At 71.5% G+C, this 13822-nt stretch carries 6 protein-coding genes; 2 read left to right on the top strand and 4 right to left on the bottom strand.

Translation table 11 applies throughout. The features are described from left to right. Nucleotides 1-100: 100 nt before the first annotated feature. Nucleotides 101-2086, bottom strand: a complete 1986-nt coding sequence (locus ACX114_RS00385; RefSeq protein ID WP_459293574.1) for a lysyl oxidase family protein — start codon at nucleotides 2084-2086, stop codon at nucleotides 101-103. 102 nt (nucleotides 2087-2188) lie between these two features. Here ACX114_RS00385 and ACX114_RS00380 point away from each other — a divergent pair, with 102 nt between their 5' ends. Next, complete coding sequence (locus tag ACX114_RS00380; RefSeq protein ID WP_459293572.1) at nucleotides 2189-4087, top strand: DHA2 family efflux MFS transporter permease subunit; 1899 nt, start codon at nucleotides 2189-2191, stop codon at nucleotides 4085-4087. An 8-nt stretch (nucleotides 4088-4095) separates the two neighbouring features. Here the strand turns inward: ACX114_RS00380 and ACX114_RS00375 are convergent, their stop codons facing one another. Continuing rightward, nucleotides 4096-5610, bottom strand: coding sequence for a M20/M25/M40 family metallo-hydrolase (locus tag ACX114_RS00375; protein WP_459293570.1), 1515 nt, complete (start codon nucleotides 5608-5610; stop codon nucleotides 4096-4098). Nucleotides 5611-6123: 513 nt separating this feature from the next. Here ACX114_RS00375 and ACX114_RS00370 point away from each other — a divergent pair. Continuing rightward, a complete protein-coding gene (locus ACX114_RS00370; RefSeq protein WP_459293568.1) occupies nucleotides 6124-9492 on the top strand; it encodes a hybrid sensor histidine kinase/response regulator in 3369 nt (1122 codons plus the stop codon). 4 nt (nucleotides 9493-9496) lie between these two features. On the opposite strand, the gene ACX114_RS00365 is transcribed toward ACX114_RS00370, so the two are convergent. Both ACX114_RS00365 and ACX114_RS00360 read right to left on the bottom strand, forming a co-directional pair. Continuing rightward, on the bottom strand, nucleotides 9497-9880 hold the full coding sequence (locus ACX114_RS00365) for a hypothetical protein (protein ID WP_459293566.1): 384 nt from the start codon (nucleotides 9878-9880) through the stop codon (nucleotides 9497-9499). Between the two features lie 431 nt (nucleotides 9881-10311). Beyond that, nucleotides 10312-13755: an amidohydrolase family protein gene (locus tag ACX114_RS00360; protein WP_459293564.1), complete on the bottom strand. Its 3444-nt coding sequence runs from the start codon at nucleotides 13753-13755 to the stop codon at nucleotides 10312-10314. Between the last annotated feature and the right edge of the window lie 67 nt (nucleotides 13756-13822).

Raw genomic sequence — 13822 nt, 5'->3', positions numbered from 1 at the left:
GTGTCGTTCTCCCCGGGAATGGACCGGCCGGCCTTCCACCGGCCCCATTCCCAGGAGTCCCCTCGCGGCGAAACGATGCGCGCGGCGCGGCCCCTTTGCCTCAGGGCAGCACGGTCACCGTGTCCCCCTTCAAGCGCACCTTGACGGTGGCCTCGTTGGGGAGCGCATCGAGCTCATCGATGATGTGGTTCTCATCCACGCCCACCCGCACGGTGTAGTCGCCATCCGGGGTGTCCGTGACGTCCAGCCACTGGCAGGCGGTGTCCGCGGTGTAGACGTCCGACCACCCAGGGGAGATGCCCGTGCCCGGGTCGTACCAGGCGAACGGGGTGCCATCCGCGCAGTACTGGGTGAAGTCCACCATGTAGAAGCCCTGCTTGCGCCCCACGGCCAGGGAGTTGCCGGAGGCGTCCTTCAGGTCGTAGCCAGCGAAGTTCACCAGGTGGTCGTGCTGGTGGCACTCGTCGTAGACGAAGAGGTCCGGGCGCTCCTGCGGCGAGGGCACCACCGCGGGCGCGGTGCCCAGGTTCACGATGGAGGTGGTGAAGCGCAAGAGGCGCCGCTCGCCGCCCGCGGGCACGCAGCCTTCACGCACCTCGCAGGAGTCCGCCGCGAAGGAGCGCCGCTCGATGTAGAGCGTGCGCGCGATGATGTCCCGATCCACCACGAGGTCCGGCTTGCCGTTCACCGGATCCAACCGGAGGTTGCACATCTTCGCGGGTAGCACCAGGGGCGCGGGCTCCTCCGAGTGCCCATCCACTCCGCCACCGAACACCACCACCCGGCCCGGGGCGCGCGTGCCGTCGTTCTCCTGCGACAGGCCCACCACCAGGTCGTCGAAGCCGTCCGCGTCCAGGTCTCCAGGGCTGGCCACGCTGGGGACGACGAAGCCCAGCATCGTCTGGGGCAGGAGGCGGTTGGCGCGCGGCCACGCCCACATCGGCGTCAGCGGACCGGACACGTTCTCCTGGGGGCGGAAGAGGTATACGCGCCCCAGTGAGGCGAGCACGAAGTCGCGGCCCTTGCTCGCCACCGACATGGTGCCCACCGTGGCGCTCTGGGCGGCCACGCTGGGGAAGGCCGGGTCGTCCATCAACGTCCACACGGGCGCGGCGGAGTAGCCCTGGACGGAGGCGTCGGACAGGTGCAGGCGCACGCTGCCCCGGAGCGCCGCGAGCACCTCCGGACGGCCGTCCCCGTTCAGGTCCGGAACCCCCCGCATGCTCTCCGCGGTGCCCTTCCACACGGGCTGCGTGGTGAGCGGTCCATCACAGACGCGCGTGCTGTCCGCCTTGCAGCCCAGGAAGAGCCCCTGGCTGTTCTCCTCTTCGAACAGGGTGATGAGCAGGTCCTGGGCGCCGTCCCCGTCCGTGTCCCCCGCGGGCTGCACGTAGCCGGACAGCACGCGCACGTTGGTGAAGGGCCCCTCCTTCCCGCCAGGCGTCGCGCGGTAGAGGGTGGTGCTCCCGGTGAAGGTGGAGACGATGAGGTCATCCAGCCCGTCGCCATCCAGGTCCAGCAGCCGCGCGTTGCCGAAGCGCGTGGTCGAGGAGTCCGGCACGCGGAACAGCGGCTGGGCGAACACCTGGGACAGGTCCGGCCCGCCCTTGAAGACGCTGACGCCGTAGTAGCTCTTCACCAGCACGTCCGCGTACGCGTCCCCGTCGACGTCACCCGTGGCCACCAGCATCTGGTAGCCCGACGTGCGCGGGCTGGGGTGCACCCACGACAGCGTGGAGGTGACGGGCGTCTTGGAGAACCAGGGCGCCTCGCCCGGGTACACCATCACGCGGCCGGGGTTGGTGGGGCCGCTGGTGCACGGCGGAGAGATGACCAGCAGGTCCTTGCGCCCGTCCCCGTTGAGGTCGCCCAGCGCCACGCCCCGGCCGAAGCACTCCTTCGGGTCGAGGCCATCCCCCTGGACCTCCCAGCGCGGCGTCTCGGAGATGATGGGCCCGGCGGTGCCGGCGTCGTCGGAGGAGCCCGCGTCCGGGACTCCCGCGTCGGGCTGGGGCTTCGGGTCGTCCTTGCAGCCCGCCGTCAGGGACAGCATCACGGCGCAGGTCAGCGCACCACGGATCCGCATGTTCGCTCCTCGGCGGGACGCATCCCCGGCGCGTCCGCGTCCGGCATGAAGGGGTGCGCAGGATAGGTCCGCGCGCCCCGTTCCCCGAAAGCCCCTTGCCGGATGGAGCGTACTTCCGGTGGCTGCCCGACGGCGCATCGCCTCCGGGACGGAGAGCGGGCGGGCAGGCGGACGTGGCAGGCCTCCACCGCCGTCCCCAGATTCGCGCGAGTGCATGCGCCCCGGGCGCGTGCCCGAGCCATGGCCGACACCGCCGCCGACACCGCCCTGGACTCCCACGCCGCACCGGCGTCCGAGCGGTTCAGCCGTTCCCAGAAGGCCTTCACGCTGGCGGGGGCGCTGCTGGGGCTGCTGCTGGCGGCGTTGGACCAGACCATCGTGGCCACGGCGGGGCCCACCATCCAGGCGGACCTCCACATCGCGCCGGAGCACTACCCGTGGCTCACCACGGCGTACCTGGTGGCCTCCACGATGATGGTGCCCGTGTGGGGCAAGCTGTCCGACCTGCTGGGCCGCCGCGCGGTGCTGGTGGCGGGCATCGCCGTGTTCCTCACCGGCAGCTTCCTGTGCGGCGCGGCCCGCTCCACGCTCGTGCTCATCCTCTGCCGCGCGGTGCAGGGGCTGGGCAGCGCGGCGCTCTTCACCGGCTCGCTGGCCGTGGTGGCGGACCTGTTCCCGCCGCGAGACCGGGGCAAGTACCAGGGCCTGTTCGGCGCGGTGTTCGGCCTGTCCAGCGTGATTGGCCCACTGGCCGGCGGCTTCATCACCGACTCGCTGGGCTGGCACTGGGTGTTCTTCATCAACCTGCCGGTGGGCGCGTTGGCGCTGGCGCTCATCTTCCTGCGCATGCCGCCGCTCAAGCCAGAGGGCGTGCACGGCGGGAAGCTGGACGTGTGGGGCGCGCTGGCGCTGGCGGTGGGCGTGGTGCCGCTCCTGCTCGCGCTCAGCCTGGGCCATGGCGCGGCGGCGCCCCGGGCCGGCGGGTTCCCGTGGGGCTCCGCGCCCATCCTGGGATTGTTCGCGCTGTCGGCGGTGGGGGTGGGGCTCTTCGTGTGGCGGGAGCGCCATGCGAAGGAGCCGCTGCTGGAGTTTTCGCTGTTCCGCCTGCGCGCGTTCTCCGCGGGCAATGCGGCGGTGTTCATCATTGGCGCGGTGTTCCTGGCGTCCGTCACCTTCCTGCCGCTGTTCATGGTGAACGTGGTGGGGCTGTCCGCGACGCACTCCGGGCTGACGCTGACGCCGCTGACGCTGGGCGTGGTGGCGGGCAACGTGCTGTCCGGGCAGCTGGCGTCGCGGCTGGGCCGCTACAAGGCGCTGATGGTGGGGGCGCTCTTGTTCCTCATGGGCGGCTTCGCGGTGATGGGCTTCACGCTGACGCCCGACTCCAGCCAAGCCGAGGTGACGGTGAAGATGGTGCTGGTGGGCCTGGGCCTGGGCCCGTCCATCCCGCTCTACACCGTGGCCGTGCAGAACGCCGTGCCGCCCCAACGCATCGGCGTGGCCACGTCCGCGGCGACGTTCTTCCGGCAACTGGGCATGACGGTGGGCGTGGCCCTTCTGGGCACCGTGTTCGCGGGCACGCTGGGCCGGGAGATGCACGTGCGCACGCAACAGGCCACGCGCGGACTGCCTCCGGAGGTGCGTCAGGAGTTGCACGCATCCGCGCCGGCGGGCCTGGGCGGAGAGGAAGGCGCGCCGCAGGGGCAGCGCTTCCAGCCGGAGCAGGTGAAGGCGAAGATGCGCGAGGGCTTCGCCGAGGAGCGGCGGCAGGCCTTGCAGGAAGGGCCCGAGGCCCGCGCCCGCGTGGACGCGGACGAGGCCCGCGCGCTGTCCACCGTGGACCGCGTGGAGCGCGCGATGAAGGAGTCCTTCACCCGCGCGACGATGGCGGTGTACCGCTTCGCCATCTTCGTCGCGCTGGCGGCCCTGCTCGTCACGCTGCTGCTGCCGGAGCTGCCGATGCGCAAGGGCGGTCCACGCAAGGCCGCCGCGGAGGCTTGAGCCGCGGCCTACTTCTTCTTCGCCGCCGGCGGGTCGTCCGACTCCGGCGCGGTGGGACGCGCGAGCGTGCCCGGTGACTCCGCCAGCGCGTACGCCACCCACGTCACCGCGGCGGTGCTGCGCGCCAGGTCCTGGGGGTCCACCTTGTCCAGCGTGTCCGCCATGGAGTGGTGCACGTCGAAGTAGCGGCTGCTGTCCACGCGCACGCCCACGAAGGGCACATGCGCGGGCTCCATGGGGCTCAGGTCCGCGCCCGTCGCGTGCCCCACCAGGAACCTGGCCGCGCCCAGGCCTTCCAGGGGCGCCAGCCACGGCCACAGCAGCGTCTCACCGCCCGGCCCCGCGTGCAGGCTCACGCCCAGGGGCCGCCCGCCGCCCGCGTCCATTTCAATCGCGGCCACGTGCTTGGGCAGCTCCTTCGCGTGCGCTTGCGCGTACGCGCGTCCGCCGCGCAGCCCGTTCTCCTCGTTCATGAACAGCACCACGCGCACCGTGCGCCGGGGCGCCTGGGGCAGCTTCGCGATGAGCCGCGCGGCCTCCATCACCATCACCACGCCCGCGCCGTCGTCGTGCGCGCCCGTGCCCACGTCCCACGAGTCCAGGTGCGCGCCCAGCAGCACCACCTCGTCCGGCTTCTCGCGGCCCCGCACCTCCGCCACCACGTTGGACGAGTCCGCGTCTGGCAGCTCCGAGCACCCCAGCACCAGCCGCACCTTCACCGCCCCTCCCTGGAGCATCCGGTGCAGCGTGAGCGCGTCCTCCACCGACACCGCCGCCGCGGGCAGGCGCGGGCCGCCTTCATCGAAGCGCGTGGACCCCGTGTGCGGCGAGCGCAGCGACGCCGTGGCCAGCGAGCGCACCAGCGCGGCCACCGCGCCCTGCTTCGCCGCCGCCGCCGGGCCCCGGCCTCGCAGCCCCGCGAAGCGGCCGTAGTCCGCCGCCTCCGACATGGTGTGGTTGAAGAACACGATGCGGCCCTTCACCTTGTCGCCCAGCGCCGCCAGTTCCTCCAGGGAGCCCACCTCCACCACCTCCGCCGTGATGCCCTCCGGCGGCGTGGGGGCGCTGCCGCCCAGGGCCAGGAGCGCCAGGGGCAGGCCGCGCGTGCGCTCGGAGGCGAGGATTTCGCCGTGCTCCTCGCCCCGCACCCAGCGAGGCACCTTCACCGGCTCCTTCCACGCCTTCACTCCGTCCGCCTGGAAGGAGCGCAGGGCCCACTGCACCGCGGCCTCCGCGGACTCGGAGCCGGACAGCCGCGGCCCGATGCCGTCCGTCAGCTCCGCCAGCCGCGCGTACGCATGGCCTTCCGCGAGCGCGGGCCCCACCAGCTTCGCCGCCGTGGCCTGCTGCGCGGCGCTCAGCTTCGTCACGGCCGGGGGCGTGGCCTTCACGGACGAGGTGGCCGGGGACTTCGGCGCGGGCTCCTGGGAGGGCGCGGTCGCCGTGTTCTGGGGGGAAGGCGATGCCGAGGTGAGCAGCTGCAGGGCCAGCGAGACGGGCAGGACGAAGGCGGACGTGGACACTCGAATCCTCGAGGGGACCTGATGAGTGATGAGGGGCGGGGTGGAAGTCCCAGGGGCCACCGCGCGCCGAGAGGGGGAACGCGGCGCGCGGGGCTCAACTGGGACGTCACGCACCGGTTCCGCGGTTGGGGAACGCGAGGCCCGGTACATACGCCATCTTCCAAGAAGAAGAGGACGTGCGTGCATTCTTTAAAGAAATTCCTGGCAGCGTCAAGGCGGGAAGTGAGCATTGCGACCCGCGGGTGATGTGAGTGTTCACGACTCTCCGCTACGCGGGACGTCCCCTGGCGCGCATGGGCCCTGGGTAACCCGTGACGTCTTCTCGTTTCTACAAGCCCTGGACATACCGCCGCGGACGGTATTCCCCAGCTCCTGACGCCCTGGCTGCCCTGCGTCAAGGCGTCGGGACGGAGGGAATGACTCCTTCGGAATTCTCCGTTGCCCACCCCGGAGGACCCGGGCGACAGTGCCACGGTTGGAGGTCGTCCCCCCGACCCGCGGTCCCCCCCGCTCATGAGCGCGCCCCTTTCCGAAACGGAACAGGCCCTGAGGGCCGAGGTCGAACGTCTGCGATTCCGCCTGCGCGCCGCGGGTCTGGATGACGGCGCTGGCGCGGCTCCCGAGGCCGACGCGCGCGTGAAGCAGGAGCAGTTGCGGCTGGCCCAGGAGGCGGGGGGCATTGGCGTGTTCACGCTGGACATCGCCACCAACCAGATGACGGTGACGCCGGAGTTCTGCCGGCTGTACGGCGTGCCGGTCTCGGAGAACCTGCCCGCGCCGGTCATCGAGGCGCTCGCGCTGGAGGAGGACCGGCGCCACGTGTCCAACGCGCGCACGCGGGCCGCGGGGCAGGTCACGCCGTCGGTGGAGTACCGCATCCGCCGTCCTGACACCGGGGCCGTGCGGTGGATCCACCGGCGCGCGTCGCTGGTGTACGACGCGGCCGGCAAGCCGGTGCAACTGGTGGGCGTCACCCAGGACATCACCGAGCGCCACCAGGCCGATGATGCCTTGCGCGAGGCGAACGAGCGCGTGCAATTGGCGCTCAACGCCGAGGCAATGATTGGCACCTGGGTGTGGGATGTGCCCGGCGATCGCGTCATCGCGGACGAGCGCTTCGCGCATTCCTTCTCATTGGACCCCGTGCGGGCGCGCGAAGGTCTACCCCTTTCCCAGTTCGTGGCCGCCATCCACCCGGAGGACCGGCCCGGGGTGGAGGCGGCCATCGCCCGCGTGCTGGCGACGGGGGGGCCGTACCGCGCCGAGTACCGCGTGCTCCACGCCGACGGCGCGAACCGGTGGGTGGAGGCCAGCGGCCACTGCCAGCTTTCCGCGCAGGGCACGCCGCTGCGCTTTCCCGGCGTGCTGGTGGACATCGACGCGCGCAAGCGGGCGGAGCTGCGGCAGACGGCGCTGCTGGAGATGGCGGACCGGCTGCGCGAGGCCTCGTCCCCGGATGCCGCCGCGCAGCTGGCCATGGAGGTGGTGGGGCGGCTGCTGGGTGTCCCGCGCGCGGGCTACGGCACGGTGGACGTGGCGCACGCGCTGGTGCTGATGCACCCGAACTGGGTGGCCTCGCCGGACGTGGTGCGGGTGGAGGGCGTGCACCGCTTCCACGACTACGGCGTGTTCCTGGAAGACCTCCTGAAGGGCGAGGTCGTGGCCATCCCGGACGTGCGGGAGGACCCGCGCACGGCGCCCCAGGCGGACACGCTGGAGCAGGTGGGCATCCGGGCGCTGTTCAACATCCCGCTCCTGGAGCACGGCCGGTTCGTGGCGGTGCTCTTCCTGCACGACGTGCAGCCGCGCCCGTGGACGGACGAGGAGATCGAGCTGTGCCGCAACGTGGCCGACCGCGTGTGGGCGACGCTGTCCAGGCTCAAGGCGCTGGCGGACCTGAAGCAGGCCAACGAGACGCTGGAGCAGCGCGTGGCGCAGCGCACGCGGGAGCGGGACCGCGTGTGGAACGTGTCCCAGGACCTGCTGGTGGTGGGCAGCCTGTCGGAGGGGAAGTTCCTCAGCGTCAACCCGGCCTGGACGCGGATGTTGGGGTGGACGGAGGAGGAGCTGCTGGGCCGCACGTCGGAGTGGCTGGAGCGCCCGGAGGACTACGCGCGGTCGCGCGCCGAGGTGCACCGCCTGGAGGGAGGCAATCCCACGCTGAACTTCGAGAGCGCCTACCGGTGCAAGCACGGCGGCTACCGGCGCATCTCCTGGACGGCGGTGCCGGTGCCGGAGGACGGCGTGCTGTACGCCGCCGGGCGTGACGTCACCGCGCAGCGGCAGACGGAGGAGCAGCTCCGCCAGGCGCAGAAGATGGAGGCGGTGGGCAAGCTCACGGGCGGCGTGGCGCACGACTTCAACAACCTGCTCCAGGTGGTGGGCGGGAATCTCCAACTGCTCCAGCGCGACGTAGCGGGCAACGAGCGGGGCTTGAGCCGGGTGCGCTCGGCGCTGAGCGCGGTGGAGCGCGGGGCCCGGCTGTCCGGGCAGTTGCTGGCGTTCTCACGGCGGCAGCCGCTGGAGCCTCGCTCCCTGAGCCTGGCCCGGCTGGTGCGGGGCATGGACGACCTGCTCCGCCGCGCGCTGGGCGAGGACGTGGAGCTGGAGACGGTCATCGGCGGCGGGCTGTGGAACACGCTGGCGGATCCGCACCAGTTGGAGAACGTCATCCTCAACCTGGCCATCAACGCGCGCGACGCGATGGGGGGCGCCGGGAAGCTGACGCTGGAGTTGAGCAACGCGGCGCTGGATGACCACTACGCGCAGTCGCACCCGGAGGTGCTGGCCGGGGCATACGTGCTGCTGGCGGTGTCGGACACGGGCGGGGGCATGTCTCCGGAGGTGATGGAGCGCGCGTTCGAGCCCTTCTTCACCACGAAGCCGGAGGGCCGGGGCACGGGCCTGGGGCTGAGCATGGTGTACGGCTTCGTGAAGCAGTCCGGCGGGCACGTGAAGCTCTACAGCGAGCTGGGGCACGGCACGACGGTGAAGGTGTACCTGCCGCGCGCCTTCCAGCCGGAGGCGCCGGTGACGGAGGTGGTGACGGGGCCGGTGGAGGGCGGGCGGGAGACCATCCTCGCGGTGGAGGACGACGCGGAGGTCCGCGCGACGGTGGTGGAGATGCTGACGGAGCTGGGCTACCGCGTGCTGCGCGCGGTGGACGGCCAGAGCGCGCTGTCCATCCTGAAGAGCGGCGTGGCGGTGGACCTGCTCTTCACGGACGTGGTGATGCCGGGGCCGGTGCGCAGTCCGGAGCTGGCGCGGCAGGCGAAGGCGCTGCAGCCGGACATCGAGGTGCTCTTCACGTCCGGCTACACGGAGAACGCCATCGTGCACGGCGGCCGGCTGGACCCGGGCGTGAACCTCTTGTCCAAGCCGTACCGGCGCGAGGACCTGGCGCGCAAGGTGCGGGCGCTGCTGGACCAGCGGCAGCAGCGGATGGCGACGCCGAAGCTCCAGTGGCCGGAGGCGCCGCGCACCGGGGAGACGCCGGCGGCGCAGGAGGCCGCGAGGCGGATGCACGTGCTGCTGGTGGAGGACGACGAGGACATCCGCGCGTCCGCCAGTGAGCTGCTGGGGCTGCTGGGCCACGCGGTGATGCCGGTGGCGAGCGCGGAGGAGGCGCGGGTGGCGCTGGCGGCGGAGCGGTTCGACGTGCTCTTCACGGACGTCACGCTGCCGGGCATGTCCGGCGTGGACCTGGCGCGCGAGGTGGCGCTGCGCAAGCCCGCGATGCGCATCATCATCGCGTCTGGCCACGGTCGCGCGGCGCTGGAGGGAGACCCGCAGCAGTGGTTGGGCGTGGTGGTGCTGCCCAAGCCCTACGCGCTGCCGCAGATCCAGCAGGCCCTGGCCCAGGTGGCCGCGACGGCCCGCTGAGGGTTCAGCCGCGCTGGCGCTCCAGGAAGGCCAGCATGCCTTCCGTGTTGCGGCGCTCGTGGTCGTCCAGGGACGGCAGGTACTCGCGGACCTCCGCGAGCATGGCCTCCGCTGCGGGCAGGTCCTCGGGGGAGACCTTGAGCGCCCACTGCCAGTACTCCGCGGCCATGTACGAGTACATCCGGGTGTCCAGCGGGTGTTTCAAATAGGCACGCAGGGCGCCTTTGACGATCCGTGGGGTCTGCCCCCAATGCGCGGCGCAGAAGAACACCGATTCAGCAAGGTGGCGACGCAGCGAGGCCACCGGAACCCGCCCTGCATGACGCCGCTCCAACTGCTTGATGCCCGCGCGGAAGCGGGGCCAATCCCTGGGCGCGAGGCCAGTCACGCCCGACACATCCTCGATGAAGGCACGCCAAGCCGGGTCGTGCAGGGTGGGATCCTTGAAAGCTTCTTTCATTTTCCGCGACATAGCTCTCGGACCCCAGTCCAGCTGTAGATGGCGACGGGCCAGAAACCATTCGCAGCACAGTAGGCCCGGCAGGACTCACACACGCTTTCCCCCTTCACGCGTCCGGGTCTGACGTCCCCACCCGCGTCGACACACCGCCGTCCCAGGTGGAGGCAACGGGTTCGGCTTTCGGGGCCGGGGCGGCTTCATCGCCTCCACCGTCTCGCACGCCGCCGCCGAGCCGCTCTTGCATTGGCAATCCACCGTGCTGACACACCCCGGGCCCGGCCCCGGGCCCAGGGATTGACGGAGCTGCCGCGGGCCGCCTGCGCAGCCCGCGAGCGCTCCAATCAACATCAGGACGACGCCTAATCGCAGACCTGCTCCGTGGCGTGCGTGGTGGCGCGGGGGCTCCAGCCCTCGTTGCCGTCCTTCTCGAAGTAGAACTTCGCGCGCGTGCGCTGCCGCGTGCCCACTTCGTTCAGCGTGTTCGCGTCGTACAGCCGGCCGTTCACCATCGTGTAGCGCACCGTGCGGCTGTTGGAGATGTCCTCCAGCGGGTTCTTGTCCAGCACCACCAGGTCCGCCAGCTTCCCCACCTCCAGCGAGCCCAGGTCCTTGTCCATGCCCAGGTGGCGCGCGCCGTTGAGCGTGCCCGCGCGCAAGGCCTGCATCGGCGACATGCCGCCCTGCACGAACATCGCCAGCTCCCAGTGCGCCGCCAGGCCTTCACGCTGACCGTGCGCGCCCAGTTGCACGCTCACGCCCAGGTCGTTCAGCTCCTTCGCCACGCGCGCCACGTTCTGGTGGTTGAACTCCTCGTCCGGAATCATCACGCGGCGACGCGAACGCCCGTCCACCACGCGCCGGGGCACGAACGACAAGAGACGCGTGTCCTCCCAGACGTTCGTCTTCTGGTACCAGTAGTTCTCCCCCATGAGCCCGCCGTAGGCCACGCCCAGCGTCGGCGTGTAGTCCACCTGCGTGCCCTTCCAGAGCTGGCGCACGTCGTCGTAGATGCGCGCCACCGGCAGCGAGTGCTCCAGCCCCGTGTGCCCATCCACCACCATGGTCAGGTTGTGCTGGAGCAGCGAGCCGCCCTCGGGCACCACCAGCATGTCCAGCTCACGCGCCGCCTGGAGCACCTTCTGCCGCTGGTCGCGCCGGGGCTGGTTGTAGCTCTTCACGCTGAACGCGCCCAACGCCTTCATCCGCCGCAGGTGCCGGCGCGCGTCGTCCAGCGTGTCGATCTCCACGTGCGCGTCCGCGCTCGCCGCGCCGTACAGGATGGTGCCCGTGGAGAAGATGCGCGGCGACGTGAGCATCCCCGCCTTGCCCAGCTCGCTGGCGGCGAAGATGGTCTCCGAGTGGTTGGACGGGTCGTGCAGCGTCGTCACCCCGAACGCCAGCGACGCCGCCTGCACCCAGCTCTGCTCCGGCATCAGCCCATCCACGCCCATGGCCCCGTGCCAGTGCACGTCCACCAGGCCCGGCATCAGCGTCTTGCCCTTCACGTCCACGATTTTCGCGGACGCGGGCACGTTCACCTTCCCCACCGGGCCCAGCGCCACGATGCGGTTGCCCTTCACCACCACCACGCCCTCCTCCACCACCTGCTCGCCCTTCATCGTGACGATGCGCCCGCCCACCAGCGCCAGCGTCCCCTCCGGCACGTCCGACTTCTGGGAGAACGCCACCTCCACCCCGTCCGCCTCCGGCGGCGGCAGCGTCTTGGGAGAGCCGTCCATGAACGTGAACGCGTCCTTCAGCGCCCGCGTGTAGAGCCTGGGCCCCAGCGCCCAGTGCAGCGACAGCCGCGCGTCCGTGCCGGACCAGTGCAGGTACTCGCCCGCGTCACGGCTCACCTGCGTCACCGGCATCGCCTTGGTGGACGGCCCCACCCGCGCCTCCTTCGCGCCGCGCACGAAGGGCGTCACGTAGGCGTTGAAGTCCTCGCGGAAGGCCACCCACCGGTCATCCGGCGACACGCGCATCTCCAGCGCGCCCCCGCTCGTCAGGTGCGTGCGCGGCTCGCCGCCATCCAGGCCGATGCTGCGCAGCGTGCGCACGTCCTCCACGTCCTTGGACTCCACGTGCAGGAAGTACACGCGGTCCGACTTCGCGCCGAAGTGCGGCTGCTCCCCGTCCCGCGTCAGCTTCTTCGCCACGCCCCCACCGGTGGACGGCACCACGAACAGCCCCGTCTCCCGGCTCCACGTGCCCGGCATCAGGTAGCCGTCGCCCGTCGTCCGGTACACCACCCACCTGCCATCCGGGCTGAGCGCGGGCTCCACGTAGAAGCCCGGCTGCGTCGTCACCACGCGGCCCTCGCCGCCCGTGGCCGCCACCACGCGCACCGCGCCCAGCGCGTCGTCGTCCCACGTCGTGTAGACGATGGAGCGCCCGTCCCGGGAGAACGACGGATGGAACTCCAGGTGCTCGTTCTGCCGCGTCAGCCGCCGGGGCTGCCCCGACGGCAGGTCCTTCACGTACAGCTTGCCCAGCGCCTGGTACACCAGCCTCTTGCCATCCGGTGACACCTGCATCCAGCGCAGCATCTTCACGTCGAAGCGGTCCGGCGCCACGGGCCGCGTGCCCTTCACCGCCGCGAACACCGTGCGCGTGCCCTTCACGTGGAAGGGGATGGGCGACACCTTCTTCGTCGCCACGTCGATGCGGTGCAGCGTCCCGCCCGCCCAGAACACCAGGGACTTGTTGTCCGGCGTCCACGCCATCACCGGGGACACACCGTGGATGGCCCACGTCTCCTGCATGTCCCGGTCGAGCCGGTCATGCAGCGGCCGCTCCGCCCCGGACTTCACGTCCGCCACGTACAGCACGCTCTTGCCGCGCACGCGCCGCACGAACGCCAGCTGCTTGCCGTCCCGCGACGGCGTGGGCCGGATGGAGCCGCCCGGGCCGGTGACGAAGGGCTCCACCTCCTTCGTGTCCAGGTCCAGCCGCTGGATGGCGTAGAGCTCCTTGTTCGGATCCTTGTCGTACTCGAAGGACTTCCCCGGCGTGACGTCCTGGCTGAAGTAGACGTAGCGGCCGTCCGGGGAGAACGCGGGCTCGCCCAGGTCCTTCTGGTCGTTGGCGCGCTCGGTGAGCTTCACGCCTTCACCGCCCGCGCGGTGGTACATCCACACCTCGCCCGCGCCCAGCGAGCGCCGGCCGGTGAAGTGCTTGCGCGCCACCAGGAACTGCCCGTCCGGGCTCCATGCCGGGCTGTTGAGCAGGCGGAACTTCTCCTGCGTCACCGCGCGCGGGTTCTTGCCGTCGCGGTCCATCACCCAGACGTTGTCCCCGCCGCCCCGGTCGCTGGTGAACGCGATGGACTTCCCGTCCGGGCTGTAGCGCGGCTGCATGTCCCACGCGGCGCCGGACGTCAGCGCGCGCGCCTCGCCGCCCGCGATGGGCAGCGCGTAGATGTCCCCCAGGAGGTCGAAGAGGATTTCGTCCCCGCGCGGGCTCACGTCCACGTTCATCCACGTGCCCTCGCGCACGTCGATGGGGACCTGGCTGCTGGCCACGCCCGGGGGCGCGTCCACCTTCCACTCGTCCTTCTTCGCGTCGGGTGCTTCCGGCGTGGCGACGGGGGCCAGGGTGCCGCCGTCGCCCTCGCTCGCCCGGGCGGCCTCGCGCGCGGTGTCCTTGGGCGCGGGCGGCTTGGGCGGTTCCTGCGGAGGCGCTTCACCCTGCCCTGGGGGTGCGGGCTCGGGTGCACTCGCGGGCTTGGGCAGGGGCTGCGCCGCCAGGAGCATGCCTGGGACGAGCAGTGCGAAGCAGAGGGAGGAGAGGGGTCGGTTCACCGGAAGTGTCCTCGGGGAAGACGCGGGGCGCGGCATCCTGCCAGGATGCATGCCCTCACAGGGCGCC

Source organism: Corallococcus sp. M7 (genome assembly GCF_054512695.1).
This window is presented reverse-complemented; position numbering and strand designations above follow the sequence as displayed.